Here is an 18,809-nt window from a genome sequence, read left to right as displayed (position 1 = left end):
GAGCATGAGCATGAGCATGACAAGCATACCGATGAACATAATGCTTACAATAGCGAAGCTTTTGCTCCCGAGTCAGTATCTGTTGTGATGCTTGGGCTTAAACATCGGGTAACTGCTCTGCAGCTGCAGTATCAAATTAACCAAAGTAAAAAAGAGCCGTTAATGGCTATACTACCGGGCATGGCGCTCGCTGAGCTCTGGCAGATTATGGGAAATGTAGAGTCGTTACTGCTTGGTCTTTCCGGTCTTATCGTTATCTGCGCGCTAATTGGGCTAGCTACCATGCTACTTGCAACTATGCGTGAGCGTTACCAAGAAATAGCTGTTTTACGCACTATTGGAGCTGGGCCATTCACCCTACTACTACTTATTCAGATTGAAGCTATGCTGCTTACAATTTTTAGTGCCGCGCTCAGTTTAGGCTTAGTCGCTGGGTTAATGAGCGCATTAAAACCTTGGTTGAGCAGTACCTACGGTTTGTTTTTAAGTAGCCCACTGTTCGGGCAAAGCAGCGCCATAATTATTTTGCTGATACTTGGATGCACCTATTTAGTTTCTCTATTCCCAGCCGTTGTTGCCTATAAACGCGGCCTACATGCCGGACTCAATACGAACTAGTCGAAGATTACACGGGGGGAGAGGTCTACTCTCCCTCCTGTTTGTCTGTACTGAAGCGCAAGATAAGCTCGTGAACCTGATTCACTGTAGTGCGTAAATCGTGGCTCGCTGCTAGCGATGCCTCTGAGGAACGCTGAGTTTCAGAAGCGCCATCAGCCACTTCTACCAACTGTTGATTAATATGTTCTGCCACAGTGCTTTGTTCTTCCACGGCCGACGACATTTCAATCGTAGCATCAGCAATACCTTTTACTGCGTTATTAATTTCAAACAATGCCCCTCTGGTTTCTTCAACAATTGCACTACCGTGCTCTGCGGAAGTTAACCCTTCTGTTGATACCCGTACCGCACGGTCGGAACGCTCAGCCAATTCATTGATGATATTGTGAATTTTATCGGTAGACTCGCGGGTTTTTGAAGCTAGGGTACGTACCTCATCAGCAACAACCGCGAAGCCCCTTCCTTGCTCACCTGCCCTTGCCGCTTCAATCGCCGCGTTAAGTGCTAGCAGGTTAGTTTGCTCGGCAATGGTCGAAATAATGTTAGCCGCTTCACCTATATCGCTTGTTGACTGAGCCAACTCAGTTACCGTAGTCGAAATTGATTCTACCGCTTCGCGCAATGCAACAATTGCCTGCATTGCCTGTTCCGCTTTTTGGTTACCTGTTTCTACATTATACGCAGCAGTTTTTGCACTCTTTGCATTGCTTTCAACACGTTCAGCAACTTCTTGAATAGCCTGGCTCATTTGGGTCACTGCTGACGCTATTTGCTGGGTGGCTTGATTTTGCTGAACAACCGCTGCACTTGTACTTTCAGCTTGTTGATGTGTTGTGTTAGCTATGTTTTCAAGACCCTTTGAAGCGTCTTTTATTCGAGTCAATGCGGTGCGATTTCTGGCAAGTTCACAGCCTAGCGCGAGTTTAGCTTGGCTTACATGAGGCGGATCAGGAAAATAGGTTTGTGACACCGTTTCATTTGCGTAGCTTTCTGGGCTAAGCGCAAGTAATCCGTGCCAATCTTTTTTGGCTTTAGTTTGTTGAGTCACCATCAAAATAGCAGCACCAAGTAGCGCTATGCCAGCGGCACCTAGGCCATGTGTGAACGCCAAGGTTATAATCATTAGCGCACTTAGTACTAATGATGGCGCTAGATGCGAAAGCAATTGTATAAAACGAACCGCTGGCGATACAGGCGATTTGCCTTCTCTTATTCTTTCATAAACCCTTGTAGCTCGGGCAATTTCATCATTTAACGCAGGCACGCGAACAGACTCATACCCAACGACTGTCTTGCCCTCGTAAACAGGTGTAACAAACGCCGATACCCAGTAGTGATCGCCATTTTTTCTTCTGTTTTTAACCAGCCCCAGCCAACTTTGTCCAGATTCTAGCGTTCTCCACATTTCCTTAAAAACAGGCACTGGCATATCGGGGTGACGAATCAAGTTATGGTTTTTTCCTATTAATTCTTCGCGGGTATAACCACTCGCTTCCACAAACTCACTGTTGCAATGTTGAATAACGCCACGCTTGTCGGTTGATGAAATAAGGCGGTGATGAGGGGGGAATTTATACTCTTTTTGAGTGACAGGCTGATTATTTCTCATTGAATACTTTCTCCATTTTGCAAAGCGTTCGTCCTTTAAGCATAGAGACTTTGCTTTCTCATAAGACTAGAACATAAACAGTTACTGTCTAGTTTAAGCAGAGAATAAGAGAATATATAATTTATCAGTAAGTTAAGAAAGCAGTTTATACTTTAGGCTAATGGCAATACGACAGACACTTTTGTACCTCTGCCTTCAGCACTGACAATATCAATCCTACCATTATGCTCCTCGACAATGGTCATAGAAATTGACATACCCAGTCCAGTGCCCTCACCTGGTGGTTTGGTAGTAAAAAACGGGGTGAACACTTTACTAAGCGTTTCTTTTGACATGCCCATGCCTTCATCTTCAACAACAAGAGAGACACTGTCCTCTTCCTTCTTTACTCTTAGCGTTATGCCTTTCCCTTCAGGCGTGGCATATATCGCATTGGTTAAGAAGTTTACTAGTACTTGCTGAATCTGCCCCGAATTCCCGTTAAAAAAGGCATCTTCGTCTGGAATTTCAAAAAGCACCGTATTGCGATACCGATGTAAATTGTTAGTCAGCTTAATGGCCGTATTCATGGCGTCGATAGCACTGATTTTAGAATGCTTACCCGAACCTGGATAAGAAAAGCTTCTTAATGCTTTCACGATTTCGATAATTCGCTCAATACCTTCATGAGACTCGTCGAACATTTCCGCAATTTCTGCTGCACTCTCTTTAAGAGAAAAGCGGTTCTCTAATGCTAGAAAATGCGCTTCTATTTCCCCACCAGCTTGCTGACACAGGTTACCTATTTCCTCAAGTGCACGTTGATAATCATTAAAGATATCTTTTGCAACGACAGTATTGCTTCGCACGTAGCCAATAGGGTTATTAATTTCATGGGCGATACCAGCAGCCAGTTGACCTAACATGGCCATTTTATCTGCACTGACCAATCTCTCTTCGAGAAAGTCACGATCTTTTTTTATGTTACTCAATTCTAGTTGTCTGGTATTTAATTCACTTTTCTTGTTGTGATACCGAGAAGTGATATCGAGGTAGTGTTTTGTAGTGTCTAAAACGTAAAGCGTTTCTTCTTCTAGGTTATCGTCTTTCGTCAACAATACTAGCCACGTATATTCCCCCTTCGACATCTCATGCATAAAGTGAAGTAAGCGAGATTCTTTATCTATTTCAGGCTGCATTACCGCACTAACACACCAATGGGAATAGCTTTCTCGTAAATCTAATGGCGTTTCTTGTTGGATAAATTGCGCTAAAGTGTGAGACGTTATCCAGCCCTGCCCCTGAACCAACACACTGTCATCGTTGCCAATAATGAGTTCGCCATCTTTTACGGTAAAGGCTTTACCACAAAAAGCACCGCTAAATTCTACTGCCGATTCAAGCGCCGAAAATATGTAACTGTCTCCCGATGTCGCCTGAGTAAGTTGGGAGGCTGTTCGGTTGAGGTAAAGAAGCTCCCTCTCTCTTTTTTTAGAATCATTGAGCGCTGTTCGTAATGCCTGATTGGCAAGGTAAGCATCTTGGGAATAGGTTTCTAGAAAAGATTCAGCGTTTTTACGTGCAATCTTTTGACGTTTAAGCTGGCGCTCTAGTGAATTGACGCGGGCTTCAAGCGCACGAATACGTTCGTTTTCGGTGGAATAGGATGTTTCACTCACCTAATAGCTCCCCAATGTGCGTGCCTCTCGTTTTTTAATAGCTCACGTTTTTATCTATGCTTCACCACTTGATAGTCTTAAGCTGTCAGGCGATCAAGAAGCATCATTACACGCTCACTCGCCTGCTCCATTTCTATCAGTTTAGCATCTGCCTCTGCATTGTTACCTGCTTGTTTGGCACGTATAGCTTCGACACCACTACTATGCACTTTTGCGTGAGGCGCATCAATCTCTCTGAAGGCTGTCGTCTGACCGATAGGGTTAGTTGCATTTTCACTATACCATTGTCCTAAACGACAGCTAACGTGGTCGCTAAAGTCAGCTGCTGATTTATTACTGAAGCCACAGAGCACTTCATAGACCCCAGATTTCCACACAACATGATCCAACTTCACAGTTTGGATAAAGGTAGCCATTGCGCCTTCACTAATGGTGTTCTTCATGCTGTCGCAATGTTGCACCATAGTTTCGTAACTACTGTTAAGCTGGTTAATACCTGTTTCTAACTGTTCATTGTTACCGCGCAGTTCATTAACGCCTGACACCGCTTTTGATGTTGATTGGATAATGCCGTTTACAAGCTCTGATACTTCTGTTGCTGATTTATTAGTTTCTGTTGCCAGCGCTCTTACCTCGTCAGCTACAACACTAAAGCCCCGTCCAGCATCACCAGCACGAGCTGCTTCAATAGCAGCGTTCAGGGCCAGTAGATTGGTTTGATCAGAGATACTGGTAATAGTTGTTACAAACTTATTGATATTATCAGCGGTTGTCGATAGACCTGAGATACGTTCGCTCATACTGCCCATCTGAAGGTTTAGCCCGCTCATGTCCGAAACGATTTTGCTAAGCGTAGTCGCCGACTCGCTAAACAAATCGTTTATATCAACAATAGACTGACTTTCGGCGTTGATACATTCGTAAGAACGTAAAACCGTCTCACGAACACCCTCAACTTGTGACAGTGAATCAACTAAACATTTAACCACTGTGGAATTGGCCGATGAAACTTCTTTGTCGTGCGCAGTCTCTAAAGCCGTAGTCAACTCTGTATTTTCAGCTTCAAGCAAGGACACCCTATCTAACGTTTCTTGAAGCCGTTTTTCTAATAGCTGGACTTGCGCTTCTTTTTCTTCGAATCTACTGCGTGATACAAACATGTGTAGTTACCAATCTTTCATTGAATTACTTTATTCAGAATAACAGAATGTAGTACTTTTTAACTATTAGTCCGAAGTAGCGTTATTATTCGTTTATCGGCAGAAACTTCTAAATCTGAGGAGTTTAATTAAACTATTAGCCCTGTTTTTAATGGGCGGGTAGCAAATGAGTAGGCAGGGGAGCACGACGGGCACTTTTCTTAGGACCATACCACGTTGATAGGTAATCTAATATCAAGGGTTCTGCTTCACCTAGTGGCCATAGCTTCTGCGTTTCTTGCATCCACCGGATAGTCTCAAGCCATCGTTCACGGCTCATGGCATTTTGGGTAATAAGAGTCGGAGAATGGCACGCACTACAGTGTGCAAGCACTAAATTAAAGCCTTCTGCCTTAACGAGCCCAGATTGCGGATCAAGAGCGGGTTGCACATGCTCTTTTATCTGGCTTGTATTGCTCGTCGGCTTTTTGGTTTTGTAGTCGGCTACTGCAAATGGTAAATAAAGAAGCCCTATCAAAGCGATAACTCGAATTGTTAAATTATCCATATTACCGCCTTTTCTGTCCGTTAACGTAAATAAAACTTGGCATTGTCTAACTTACACAACACGCACAGCGATACGATGACAGGCATTATTTAAATAGCCTTTTGGATTCCATCCCGGCAAAACCATTGGCTGAGATTTCCCATATTCATCTTGTGCTCTCGCCCACACCTCGTAATAGCCTTGCTGGGGGAAATTTACTTGTGTACTAAATTGCTGCCACGCATGTCTATTAGCCGGCGCGCTCAACTGAGCAAGCTGCCATGTTTGCCCAAAATCTATAGAGGTAAACACTTTAGCAATTTTGCCCTCACCACTCCATGCATGACCACGTATATCGAGCTCTTTGGCTAAGGCGTGATCGCTGCCTGATTTGGGAAACGTGATTAGTGATTTAACCGGCATGGCTTCAATAATACACATGTCTTCATTGGCAACTTTCGCTCCTGGCGCAACAGGTTTACAAGGAACTCGATAGGCTTTTCCTAACATTTTCGCGCCGTCGTGTACGCGATCTCTAACCACTATTTTCTTAAGCCATTTTCCTGACGTCGATGCAGGCCAGCCACCAAATACCAGTCGTAGTGGGTAGCCATTCATCAAAGGAAGCGGTTCATCATTCATTGCCCATGCAATTAACGACTCATCTTCCATCGCTTTATCAATAGGCACGCCTCGTGAAATAGCTGCCTTTCCCGGCGTTCGACTTAAATGCTGATCGTCACCATAATAGCCAAGGTAAACCGCATCGTCCTTTACACCCACCGCTTTTAGTACATCTTTTAACCTTACCCCAGTCCAGCGTGGACAGCCTACCGCTCCCGTCGTCCATTGGTTACCTGTGGCTGCCGGTGAGAACTCGGCCCGCCCGTTGCCACCACACTCTAGTGTTAGCTGATAGGTATAATGCTTAAATTGAGTTTTAAGCTCTTCAAGGGTAAAGGTCTTGGACTGTGCTGCTGACTCCCCTTCTATGGTAAGGGTCCAGCTATTCGCATCTGGCGCTTGCGGTGGAATACCGTTGTTTCTTACGAAAAAACGCGAGGCGGGTGTCACCGCATCGTCCAATAAGTGGGCGGGAGTCTCTGCGTTTAATGGTCTGTCATTGAGTATGGTTAAGCCATCTTTTCCTTTTATAGAAAAAGAGGTATCGGACTGAGCAAATGCTGCAGGAATTAGCCCTGCCGGCATAAATTGCCCATACACCACTTCGGCGCCCAGCAACAAAGATAGCGATTTCAACCCTTTGATAAAGCCTCGGCGTGTAAGCCTATCACTAGTTCTTTGAAAAACCTGCTCATCGGCTTTTACAGGGTCTTTGGCATAAAGTTCGTGAAGACCATGTTTTTTCACTTAGACTACCTCATCAGTATTAACGGTTTGTGTTAAAAAATCGCCGCCGCAAAACGAAGAATCACCGTCACATTGCATATAAAAAGCCTAGAATAAGCAGCGCAATCCATAGGGTTTCAACGACTATCATGATAATGGGTAGCACACCCACTTCGGCGAGTTTTCCAAGGTTTGACTTCATGCCAATAGCAGTGATGGAAACGACCAAAAAGAAACGAGAGATCTGCGTACCTGTATCAATCACGAAATCAGGTAAAGTCACAAAACTATTGAGCAGCATTAGTGCAATAAAGCCAATTAAGAAAAGTGGCATTTTAGGGACTTCAGCGTTTTCTGCTTGGCTCTTTGCTTTATAGAAATGCTTGATAACCATCATCATAATAAGCACCACCGGCATTAGCATAGCAACGCGAACCAACTTGGTAAGGGTCGCCATGTCACCCGCGCTTTCTGACACCGAGTAGCCTGCACCTACCACCTGCGCCACGTCGTGAATTGTGCCGCCTAGAAAGATACCAGCTTCGGTATCCGTCATACCTAACTGCCCCGCTATTATGGGATAAAGCACCATGGCAATAGTAGACATGGCCGTTACACCTATAACGGTAAGTAGCGTATCTCGCTCGTGGTTTTCACCTTTAGGCAGTATGGTAGATATAGCTAGTGCGGCAGAGGCACCGCAAATTGCAACAGAACCACCGGTAAGCGCGCCAAAGCGCTTTTGAAGACCCAGTATTTTTGCCAGCCCTACACCTAAAACAATGGTAGTAAATATAGCGCCAGCGAGCATGAGCGCCGTTTGCCAACCAAGAACCGCTAAGTCGCCTAGTGCTATTCTTAAACCAAGTAAAACGACGCCTGCGCGAAGCAAGGTGCTTGCGGTAAAGTCGATACCGCAAGCGCATGGCGTATCGTTTTGATAAAGAAACGATACCGCCATGCCTAACAATAATGCGAACAACATAGCAGGGGCATTGTAGTGCTCACTTAAAAACAAAGCGGCCATGCCTGTGATGGAAGCAATACCCAGCCCGGGCCAAATGTTTTTGCACTTTACGGCTATGTCATTCATGGTATTAACGCTCTGATGCAACCAATGCCACAAGCACTACGCGTTTGCGGTCACCAGAGTATGGGCGACGACCATGCATTGCGCGATAGTTATCTACAATAGCCACGTCACCGTCTTGCCACTCTAAATCGAAAGTAAAGTCTTCTGAAAGCTCAGCTACACGCTCTAAGCCTTCTTTCGGAATAGCGCTACCGTCACCAAAAGTGATCGCTGATGAAGGGTTTTCGCGAACGCCTTTCCAGCCCATATAGGCAGCAATAAGCTGGTTGTAAAATACTTCTGCTCCGTCATCAAGCTCGATAACGGCGGGAAGCACAGGCGTTACCGCTTTTAAGCTACCATCTTCTAACCACTCCCAGCTGTAACCTAGTTCTTTGAGCTTAGCTTCACCTTCTTCCACTGATTCAACACTTAACGTACTTTTCCAGCTGCGTCCTTGGCCAGAGTTTGCGTCGTTAGCTGCAGGCATAGTGGTCGTGTACTTAAGACCTTTTTCTTTAAAGTCGCGCGCTAATTCAGGGTTTTCTGTTTTTAGTGCTTCAAACAATTTGTCTGAACGACACAGCGGCGTAGCACCGCCTTCATCTGCTGCGGTTTTGCAAAAGAAGAAAAGCTTACTTGGAGAAATAGGTGTTTGCGCCATTTCGTGATGTAGAAAAATCTCCACATCTTTGGGCGCTTCGTTAGCGGTAAATACACGTTCGGTATAATTGATACGGACCGCGTTAGATAACGACTCTTGATAAGTAAAGTTAGCGTAGCCGAAGCCTGCTGAAAAAACGTCAAAGGTCTCTGCTGAATCTAGAGGAAACCCTCTAAACAACAGCGCACCAGATTTAGCAAGCTTTGCTTCAAGTTCTACTTGGTTCGCTTTAACAAAGGCAACTGTTTCTTCTACAGTGGAACAGCTTCCATTGTTCACGACTATCTCAGGGAACACGCCGCCGTTGTAATTGTGCTGAGTAGGTACGCTTGCGTACGCTACCGCAGAGCTGTCATTGACGTTTTTCATAGTTAACTCCTAGTCGTAAATGGGGTGAAAACGATTAAAGGCAGCTTCACAGAAGTGGCCCGGATCGTTAAATCGACGATTCATGTTCAATGCTGAAATAGCCTGCATTTCACTTTCACTAAGTGAGAAATCGAAAAGCGCCAAGTTCTCTTTCATACGTTCTACTTTTGACGTTTTCGGAATAATGGCGTTACCGCGCTGAATGCCCCAACGCAATACAATTTGTGCTGGCGTCTTACCGTGGGCTTGTGCCGCAGCTTTCACTACTTCTTGCTGAAGCACAGATTCTGTTTTATCTGCCATTTCAAGCTCTAGGTAAGAAAGTGCACCTAATGGCGAGAACGCGGTAACGTTTAAGCCATAGTCTTTTGCTAAACGAATTAAACGTTCTTGCGTTAGGTACGGATGAGATTCAATTTGAAGCATAGCTGGCTTAATACGCGCATAGCTCATTAAGTCGTTTAGCAAGCCGGTATTGTAGTTACACACACCGATTTGTTTTGTCTTACCGCTATCTGCTAGCGCTTCCATGGCTTCCCATGTTTTGTGAAGCGGCACAGGAGCAAGCTCCATTTTAGGTTCAGCCGCGTCCGTATCGTAAAACCATTCAGGCGGATATCTCGTTTCAATGGGCACGAACTTCTGCGCGATAGGGAAATGAATAAGGTACAAGTCTAGGTAATCGAGCTGTAAATCAGACAGCGTTTTTTCAAGCGCCAGCGCTACATGCTCTGGAGCGTGAAAGGTGTTCCAAAGCTTCGACGTTACCCACAGCTCTTCTCTGGTACACAAGCCTTCATCAATAGCGCGCTTTATCCCTTCGCCCACTTCTTTTTCGTTACCATAGTCTGCTGCGCAGTCTAGGTGGCGATAGCCAGCCTTAATTGCTTGGTATGTTGTTTCGGCGCAAATGGCGGTATCTACTTTCCAAAAGCCAAAACCTACCTCAGGTATCTTATTCATCGTTTCATTCACCTTAGAATTTGTTGCATTAAGCTAATTAGTTTTACTTTAACAGTATGCTCTTGTATAACTTCAGCTTCAAACTTTAGTCTTGTATAAGACATAAGTTATTACACAGACATTGCGATGTCAACAAAGTGTTAACAAACTAAATAAAAAGATGTTACTTGGTGTTCAGTGGCTGGGTTGCATAAACGCTATACACCCGCCAGTTTTGGGGGCGGGCATTTATGATATATAGATTTCTAGATGGATGTCTGCGGCATCGGCAACAGACACGAGCTATAATTTTCTAAAATAAATAGGCAGATAGAAAGTAGACAAGGGGTGGCGGAGCCTGGGCATCAAACCTTAGCCTCGATAACGTTGCTTAGCAATAATTAACCGAGTAGGTAGCGTAGCAAAAGGTGGGGTGAAGTAGATTAATCAAGCTCTACTTGGTAATGGTAGTGATCGGTTCTGCACTTACTTTCGCGATACTCTATTAACTTGCCATCAATGGATTCTGTGACACGAGTGACCATAAGTAAAGGTGTGCCCTTCTCAATTCCTAAGCTTTTCGCATCACTCTTTGATGCAAGAACAGCTTTAATACTGTCACGGGTTTTGAACACGGTTTGGTTATAATCGGTTTGATAAAAGTGATACAGAGTGTGGGGAATGTCTTCTCGTTTGTCTAACTCAGGAAACATTTTGAAAGGCAAAAATATGGTTTCGAGCATACAGAACTCGTTTTCTAGTATGCGCCTGCGTTTAAGCTTTATGGTTTTATCTTTTGCCATTAGTGCAAGTGCTTGTTGAACCGTTTCATTCGGCTCTACCAGCTCTTTACTAATTAGCTCTGCTTTAGGTAAATCGGCGCCCTTACCGTCGGCTTGTAACGGAAAAAAACGAAATAAAGCGTCTTGAGCAGTATGTTCAGAAACGAATGTACCCACGCCTTGCCTGCGGGTTACAATTTTAGTATCGGTAAGCAGTGTTAATGCTTTGCGAACTGTTCCCTGGCTCACTTTGAATTCGTCTGCAAGTTTAAACTCACTAGGCAGCATTTCACCGGGTTGCCAGCGACGCTCGACAATAAGCTGCTTGATGTATTCCGCCACCTGTTGATACAAAGGCTGAAAGGCAAGACTTGGACCGCTGAGTTTGTGATCGAATTGAGATGAAGACATGAACCCTAACCTAAACGCTTAATTATTGTTTTTATATCATACACAAGAGTTATAGCGCATTTTTGATTTAAATCACATACATCATAGGAATAACATACATGCTTTTGGAAACACTACTCCCCATGTTCGCTCTTTTAGGTCTTGCGACGCTTTTGCAAACCTTGAGTGGGTTTGGCTTTGGACTTATGGTGGTGTCTAGCTTTACTTTGTTTGGTATCTTACCCCTCACTGCAACCACCTTCATGGTGAGCTTTTTAAGCCTTTTCAACTCTGTAAGTTTAGTAGTAAGAAACACCGAGCAAATAAACAAGCGTGCGTTTACTATTTTGCTTCTTAGCGGTATTCCTTTCATGGGCGTAGGTTATGCGCTGTTAGAGTATTTATCTGTTGGCATGGCAACGTGGTTGAACCTACTGCTTGGCGTGGCAATCTTAAGCTGCTGTGGTCTTTTGCTTGTTAAGAGGAAACGTGCGCAGCCATCAGGTCGCGCCTATGGTTTCACTATCGCAGGTGCTTTAGGCGGATTGCTGGGAGGGCTCTTCTCTACATTCGGTCCTCCAGTCGTATTTCAGTGTTATAGACAGGCTTGGCCAATCAATGAAATTAGAATCACACTATTGGCCGTGTTTAGCGTTACTTCACTCATACGCCTCGCGATAATACCCTTTGGCACTTTACCTTCTAAAGACGTTTTCATCTCTGCGATCCTTGCTATACCCGTAATCCTTGTTTTCACTCGAGTTGGGCGAATACTCGCGGTTCGCGTGCCAGCCGCATCAGTTAGGCTGCTAGCCTTGACCATGCTCGCATTAAGTGGCGTAACACTTATTATAAAAAATATTAGTTTCTAACACGTCGCCCTATTATTACTCATACCTGAAATAGCATTGTTGAGTTCTAGCAAATCATTCGAACGCCATTAGATGCTTGATCACTTAACATCGATCTAAATTTTCATAATTTTCTAATTGCAGATTGACACCCAAGTTACATTTCATTAACTTATGTCTTATATAAGACATCAAGGGTAATGTAAAAATGAGTAATGCATTTTGTGTAACTGAACCAGACTGGAACGATATTGAAGCTGCTGACATCACTGAGCAGCCCTTTTTGTCTGACGATAAAACACTCATCGTCCCTACGCAATATGGCGAGTTGAGTTTAACTATCAGCCAGTTTGGTCTACGTATTCAAAGTGACGCAAACGCCACTGATAATTTCGGTATGCTTACTCAAGCACCCGATAAGCAATCGCTAGTGCTTTCAGGTGACAAATCACACAGCACCCTTGCCGCTGGCGATTATCGTTTAGAAATTTTTGCTTCTCCTCTACATGTTAAGTTGTACAAAGATGACGTGCTTGTTCAACAAAGCGCCACCGACGGTCACTTTGTGCGTCAGCATCGTTTACCACCCTTTGCTAAAACAGACAGCGGCTGGTTAGTGAGCCTAGAGCTTGGCTATGATGAGTCTGTTTATGGTCTTGGCGAGAAATGGGGCAAGCTTGATAAACGTGGTCAGCTTATTCGTTCGTACAATCACGACGCCCTTGGCGTAAACGCGGAGAAGTCATACAAAAATACTCCGTATGCGTGGAGCCCAGAAGGTTGGAACCTTTTTGTACATACTCCAGCGCCTGTGACTCATGGCGTGGGATATGCGCTCTGGTCACAGCGAGCGTATGTATGTTTAGTAGAAGATAATCTACTCGACATGTTTTTATTTCATCAAGACTCACCTGCGAAAAGCATTAAAACCTATAGCGAACTAACAGGTTTTGCCCCTACACCGCCTACGTGGAGTTTGGGCGTCATTCTTTCTAAAGCTTATTATAAAGATGCGGATGAACTGCTCGCCGTCGCCCGGGAAGTACGCGAAAAGAATATGCCTTGCGATGTTATTACTCTTGATGGTCGTGCTTGGCAAGATACTGATACACGCTTTGCTTTTGAGTGGGACCCCAAGCGCTACGAAGACCCCCAGCCGGTTATTGATGAGCTCAAGGCGTTAGGTTTTAAGATCTGTGTATGGGAATACCCCATGATTTCAGTGAAAAACCCTCTTTATAAAAAAGCTGCAGAAAAAGGCTGGCTGATAAAAGATAAGCGCACTGGCGAAGCGTATCGCTATGAGTGGGATTTAAGCCCATTTGGTGAAGTGCTTACACCACTGCCAGATTCAGGTATTTTAGACTTTACCAACCCAGAAGCTTATGAGTTTTGGAAAACCTCGCACAAACCTCTATTTGACCTTGGCGTAGACATGATCAAGGCTGACTTTGGCGAGCAACTAGAAGACGACAATATGCTGTCGTACAGCGGTGATTCAGGCAATCGCCTGCACAACGTTTACAGCATGCTCTACAACCGCTGCGTTTATGAGGCAGCTGAGGCTTACTGCAAAACTGGTCCATTCTTATTCAGTCGTTCAGCTTGGACAGGAAGCCAGCGCTATCCATCACAATGGGGCGGCGACCCGCAAGCCGATTGGCACGGCCTCGCGGCAAGTATTCGTGGCAGCTTATCTTGGGGTATGTCAGGCGGGCCTTTCTTTGCCACAGATATCGGCGGTTTTTACAAAGATACTCGCGATGCCGAGCTATATGTACGATGGGCGCAAGCGTCAGTATTTAGCGCCCACATGCGACTACACGGTATAGGTCCTCGCGAACCCTGGTCTTATGGCGATGAAGCTTCAGATGCAGTTTTTAACGCATTAAAGCTGCGCTACAAGCTTATTCCCTACTTAAAAGAAACCGCAGAAAAAGCATCTCATACGGGTCTGCCTGTCCAGCGAGCCATGGCGCTAGCATTTCCTGACCAGCCGGTTTCTCACGCTTTTGAACAACAATTTATGTGTGGCGATGACTTGCTCGTTGTGCCTTGTGTAGTGCCAGGCGGTAAAATTAAATACTACTTACCTAAGGGCGAGTGGGTGCGCTTCGGTACCGATGAAGTGATACAGGGTGAGCAATACAAAGAAGAAACTCTGGCACTTAATGATGTTGCCGTGTTCATCCAAAAAGGCAGCAGCATTGTGTTAGGCCCAGATGTTCAACATACCGATATGGATATGTCGAACACGACACATTGGCCAGCGTAGCGCATAGGAGCAGTTCATGGATATCACCCTTACCCTACTAACATGCATGGCATTTATGGCACTAGTTGCTGTTATCTCTTACATGAAAACTAAAGGGGAAGTAAACACGCAAGACGGTTACTTCCTTGCAGGAAGAGGGCTAACCGGTACTTTTATTGCTGGGTCCATGATCCTTACCAACCTCTCTGCAGAGCAGCTTATTGGCTTAAACGGCTCTGCCTTCGGCTATAATCTTAGTGCTATGGCATGGGAAGTTACCGCAGGTATCTCTACCATTATTATGGCGCTAATTTTCTTGCCGCGTTACTTAGCGGGCGCTTTCTCCACCTTGCCAGAGTTTTTACGGGACCGCTTCGACGATAGCGTGCGAAGAATGACTGTAGTCTTGTTTATGGTGGGCTACTCGTTAGTGACTATTCCCTCGGTGCTTTACTCAGGTTCAATTGCCGTTTTGCGCCTGTTCGATGTGCCAGCTCTTTTCAGCGTAAGTTACGAAGTTGGCCTAGTAATGACCATTGTAATTGTAGGCACCATAGGCGCGCTTTACGCTATTTTCGGTGGCTTAAAGGCAGTGGCCGTGTCAGATACCATTAACGGTGTAGGTCTTTTAATTGTGGGCTTATTAGTCCCTATACTTGGTTTAATTGCTTTGGGCGACGGAAGCTTTAGCGACGGTCTTTCGACTATTGCGACAACGGAAACCGAAAAGCTCAATGCCATAGGTGGCGCAGACGATCCGGTCCCTTTTGGCACTATTTTTACAGGTATGATATTGGCTAACCTGTTTTATTGGGGCACAAACCAATACGTAATTCAACGCACGCTTGGGGCTAAAAACTTGGTTGAAGGTCAAAAAGGTGTGTTGTTCTCAGGCTACTTTAAAGTGCTTGTGCCCTTTATGATGATGCTACCTGGCGTTATTGCTTATCATCTATACCAAGATGAAAACCTTCAAACTATCGACCTCGCCTACCCGCATTTGGTTAAAGACGTACTGCCACAGTATTTATCAGGTTTCTTCTTAGCCGTATTGCTTGGAGCGGTGTTTAGCTCTTTTAATTCACTGCTTAACAGTGCTGCCACACTTTTTTGCTTAGACGTTTATAAGCCCTTTAAGAAAGATAAAGTGAGTGACGAAAAGCTAATTCGCGTCGCTAAAATTACCAGTATTGTAATTGCCGTACTTTCTTTCATCACTGCGCCGCTTCTTATGTTTGCACCTGAGGGATTGTGGCAAATCATCCGTATATTCACTGGGTTCTACAATATTCCTGTTATCACCATTGTGCTAGTTGGTTTGTTCACCAAAAGGGTGCCTGCCCTCGCCGCAAAAGTGGCTATTATTTTCCACGTCATCGCTTACGGGCTATTAAAGTTTGTGTGGGAAGTAGATATTAATTTCATCCACATTTATGCCATCTTATTCGCTATAGAACTGGCCATTATGTTAACTATAGGCAAGCTCTATCCAATGGCGACGCCATGGCACTTTACACCGAAGGCCGAAGTTAATATGACTCCGTGGCGCTATGCTATACCTTGCGCTATTGTGCTGATTGGCCTTATCTCTACACTCTACCTGATGTTCTCCCCTGTCGGCTTTGTAGGCGGTATTAGTAACGTCTTTATACCTGCGCTTATTGGATTATGGGTGACATGTTTTATCGCAATTGGGCTAAGCCTTAAATGGTGGCGCGTAAAATACGAGCAAGGCCTAAAGCGCCTTGCCTCCCAACCGGCTTAGACCGAACGCTTTGCTTCTGTATAGAAAAAACACAAAAAAATTAACATAACGTTTGCAAACAGCTTAACAATTGTTTAACTTAATCACTCTTATATAAGACATCAGACGAAAGATATCTTTTATAAAGACTGGTAATGAAAAATGCATAGTGCGGCATTTTAGATGATGCACCTTGTGTAGCTAAAAAAATAAAAAAACCAAACACCGTCTACTTACAACGGTTGATATACACGAAAAATGTTGGCCATTGTTAGTTAGAGCGAGATAAGCGAAATACCCTGGAGAACAACATGAATACAAAAAGATCGATCATCAGTAAGGCGGTAACCCTTGCTATGACATCTGGCTTGCTACTTAACGCAAATGCCTATGCGCAAGATGCAGAGACTGAACAAACCGAAGCAGCTAAAGACGATAAGTCATTCGAGCAGATTGTCGTAACTTCACAAAAACGTGTACAAAGTATTAGCGATGTTCCTGTAGCAGTATCAGTATTACGCGGCGACCAGATAGAGTCGGCTTTTGCAAATAATGTTGAGAATCTTCAGGCTCTCGTCCCATCGGTAAGCTTCCGCAAAGGTACCACAACCCGTAACTCTGCATTAACGGTTCGAGGTATTGGAACAATTTCATTTAGTATCGCTGCCGAGCCAAGTGTCGCGACTGTGGTAGATGGCGTTGTATTAGGCCGCTCCGGACAGGCTTTTGCCGACCTTTACGATGTTGACCGCATTGAAGTGCTGCGCGGTCCCCAAGGTACACTTTTTGGTAAGAATGCTTCAGCCGGTGTGGTAAACATCACTACAAAAGACCCTTCTCAAGAGCTAACGGGTAGCCTTTCTACCGAATTCTACCAAGACAACGAATATCGTTTAAAAGGTACGGTGAGCGGTGGTTTAACAGACGACCTGTCAGCGAGCTTGACCGTCTTTCAAGGTAAATTCGACGGTTATATCGACAACGTTTATAACAACGAGACGGTAAACGGTTACGACCGTGAAGGCGCGCGAGCTGTTGTGCTTTACGAACCAACCAACGATTTAAAAGTTAAGTTTATTAGTGAATTTTACAGTGCTGATGACGACTGTTGTGCAGATTTAGAAGGCGTATCAAGTGGTCGAAATCCAGATTCACCTGCAGCACCGAACAGCGCAACCATTGCTGATGGTATTGATCTAGAACAGCGTCAAATTGACCATGACTTTGAGTCTCGTACTATTGACGACCACTCAGCCTTCTCTGTGCAAGTTGATAAAACCGTAGGCGATTATACTTTTACTTCAATCACTGCCCAGCGCTCGTGGGAAAATACTGAGTTCCGCGAAGGTGACTTCACCTCAATTGCTGGTGACAGCGATCAGCCTGTGTTTGGCGTACCATTCCAACTACACGATGTGGGTGAACAGGAGTGGAGTCAGTTTTCTCAAGAGTTCCGTGTTGCTTCTAACCTAGCAGGCCCATTTAACTTCCTTGCTGGTATGTTCTACTGGAACATGGACTCAGAGCGTAACTTCACCCGCGATGCAAGCTGCCAAAACAACAGTGGCCAGCTAGATCAGGCACTATCTTTTTACGCAGAAAATAATTTGTCAGGAGACGACCTAACCAACGCACTATCAGACCTTGATGCCTATGCCAATTCATTAGGCGTATCGTGCAATGCAAACGATATCGTTTCTGCCACTGCATTTATGAGCACCGAGTTTAATAACTGGGCGGTATATGGCGATGGTACTTACGATTTAAGCGATGATATGCGCCTTATCTTCGGCCTTCGCTATACCGATGATGAAGTGTCGTATAAGCATCGTCGCATTAGCAACGATGAATATGGACGTCGTGGTGTTGGTGTACGCCCAGCTACCGAAAATACTGATGCCGAAGGTGTGGTAGATGAAACCAATCTGTCTGGTCGTGTAGGCCTACAGTACGATCTTGACAAAAATCAGATGGTTTATGCAACCTACTCACAAGGCTACAAAGGCCCGGGTTTCAATGTTTACTATAACTTTAACCCAGCGAATGACGGTCGACCTATTGGCGCCGAAGAATCTGACGCTTTCGAGATAGGCTACAAGTACGCAAGCCGCGACCTACTATTAAACGTTGCTTTGTTTAGTACCGACATTGAAGGATTCCAAGCGAATAACTTCGACTGTTCTGACGGTGCATGTATTACCCGTCTTACTAATGCCGGTGATGTTACAACGCAAGGTATTGAGCTTGACATGATGTGGAACGCAACCGACAACCTAACGTTAATCGGTGGTGCCGCATACACCAAAGCAGAAATCGATGAGTTCAACTGTCCTGAAGAAGCGACATGTACCGACCGTTCAGGTCTTGATGTTCCTTTCTCACCTGACATGAAATACTCGCTAACCGCTGAATACTTTATGGAAACAGAGCACGGTTTCGATGTTTACTACAACGCGTCGTATATTTACACCGACGAGCAGTACTCTGACTTACCGGGCAACACAGGTGAATTTAACCCTCACTCATTGTTACCTGACTACAGCATGCTTAACGCAAGCGTGAGTTTCTCATTCAAAGACGATGCATTCCGCGTATCTTTGATTGCTAAAAACTTGCTTGATGAAAGCTATGCAACGACGTATAGCGGCGATAACTTCCGTTATCAAATCCCTCGCGACGCAGACCGTTACTACGGCATAGCCTTCAAGGCACAATTCTAAATTCCTAAAACGTGTGTGTTAAAAGGGGCGTATATTCGCCCCTCTTTTTTGATTGCGTTAGTGCGAGCGCTTAGGTAGTAAGAAGCATAATAAACTAACG

At 44.8% G+C, this 18,809-nt stretch carries 14 protein-coding genes; 5 read left to right on the top strand and 9 right to left on the bottom strand.

Going from position 1 to position 18,809, the window contains the following annotated elements:
* The coding region (locus KL866_RS05045; protein ID WP_214993794.1) for an FtsX-like permease family protein at positions 1 to 618 on the top strand (618 nt) is incomplete at its 5' end.
* 25 nt (positions 619 to 643) lie between these two features.
* Here the strand turns inward: KL866_RS05045 and KL866_RS05040 are convergent.
* The 9 genes from KL866_RS05040 to KL866_RS05000 form a co-directional block, all read right to left on the bottom strand.
* Positions 644 to 2,227 (bottom strand): PAS domain-containing methyl-accepting chemotaxis protein, encoded by a 1,584-nt coding sequence (locus tag KL866_RS05040; protein ID WP_214993792.1) that lies wholly within the window; start codon positions 2,225 to 2,227, stop codon positions 644 to 646.
* A gap of 152 nt (positions 2,228 to 2,379) precedes the next feature.
* Complete coding sequence (locus KL866_RS20545; protein ID WP_214993790.1) at positions 2,380 to 3,885, bottom strand: sensor histidine kinase; 1,506 nt, start codon at positions 3,883 to 3,885, stop codon at positions 2,380 to 2,382.
* Positions 3,886 to 3,962: 77 nt separating this feature from the next.
* Positions 3,963 to 5,045, bottom strand: coding sequence for a methyl-accepting chemotaxis protein (locus KL866_RS05030; protein WP_214993788.1), 1,083 nt, complete (start codon positions 5,043 to 5,045; stop codon positions 3,963 to 3,965).
* A 148-nt stretch (positions 5,046 to 5,193) separates the two neighbouring features.
* Positions 5,194 to 5,592 carry a hypothetical protein gene (locus KL866_RS05025; protein ID WP_251139847.1) on the bottom strand — a complete coding sequence of 133 codons (399 nt, stop codon included), beginning with the start codon at positions 5,590 to 5,592 and terminating at the stop codon, positions 5,194 to 5,196.
* A gap of 51 nt (positions 5,593 to 5,643) precedes the next feature.
* Positions 5,644 to 6,942: a sulfite oxidase gene (locus tag KL866_RS05020; RefSeq protein WP_409173979.1), complete on the bottom strand. Its 1,299-nt coding sequence runs from the start codon at positions 6,940 to 6,942 to the stop codon at positions 5,644 to 5,646.
* 67 nt (positions 6,943 to 7,009) lie between these two features.
* On the bottom strand, positions 7,010 to 8,014 hold the full coding sequence (locus tag KL866_RS05015; protein ID WP_214993781.1) for a YeiH family protein: 1,005 nt from the start codon (positions 8,012 to 8,014) through the stop codon (positions 7,010 to 7,012).
* A 4-nt stretch (positions 8,015 to 8,018) separates the two neighbouring features.
* A complete protein-coding gene (locus KL866_RS05010) occupies positions 8,019 to 9,026 on the bottom strand; it encodes a TauD/TfdA family dioxygenase (protein WP_214993779.1) in 1,008 nt (335 codons plus the stop codon).
* A gap of 9 nt (positions 9,027 to 9,035) precedes the next feature.
* Positions 9,036 to 9,989 (bottom strand): aldo/keto reductase, encoded by a 954-nt coding sequence (locus KL866_RS05005; protein ID WP_029661573.1) that lies wholly within the window; start codon positions 9,987 to 9,989, stop codon positions 9,036 to 9,038.
* Positions 9,990 to 10,411: 422 nt separating this feature from the next.
* Positions 10,412 to 11,161: a GntR family transcriptional regulator gene (locus KL866_RS05000; RefSeq protein ID WP_025257424.1), complete on the bottom strand. Its 750-nt coding sequence runs from the start codon at positions 11,159 to 11,161 to the stop codon at positions 10,412 to 10,414.
* Positions 11,162 to 11,259: 98 nt separating this feature from the next.
* Between KL866_RS05000 and KL866_RS04995 the strand changes: the two genes are divergently transcribed.
* The 4 genes from KL866_RS04995 (at position 11,260) to KL866_RS04980 (ending at position 18,709) form a co-directional block, all read left to right on the top strand.
* A complete protein-coding gene (locus KL866_RS04995) occupies positions 11,260 to 12,012 on the top strand; it encodes a sulfite exporter TauE/SafE family protein (protein ID WP_025257423.1) in 753 nt (250 codons plus the stop codon).
* A gap of 187 nt (positions 12,013 to 12,199) precedes the next feature.
* Positions 12,200 to 14,266 (top strand): alpha-xylosidase, encoded by a 2,067-nt coding sequence (locus KL866_RS04990; protein WP_214993777.1) that lies wholly within the window; start codon positions 12,200 to 12,202, stop codon positions 14,264 to 14,266.
* 16 nt (positions 14,267 to 14,282) lie between these two features.
* The gene (locus KL866_RS04985) at positions 14,283 to 16,010 is read left to right on the top strand and encodes a solute:sodium symporter family transporter (protein WP_214993775.1); all 1,728 of its coding nucleotides are present in this window, start codon (positions 14,283 to 14,285) and stop codon (positions 16,008 to 16,010) included.
* A 290-nt stretch (positions 16,011 to 16,300) separates the two neighbouring features.
* A complete protein-coding gene (locus tag KL866_RS04980) occupies positions 16,301 to 18,709 on the top strand; it encodes a TonB-dependent receptor (RefSeq protein ID WP_025257420.1) in 2,409 nt (802 codons plus the stop codon).
* Positions 18,710 to 18,809: the final 100 nt, after the last annotated feature.

Source organism: Alteromonas sp. ALT199, assembly GCF_018619335.1.
In the GTDB taxonomy this organism is placed as follows: domain Bacteria; phylum Pseudomonadota; class Gammaproteobacteria; order Enterobacterales; family Alteromonadaceae; genus Alteromonas.
This window is presented reverse-complemented; position numbering and strand designations above follow the sequence as displayed.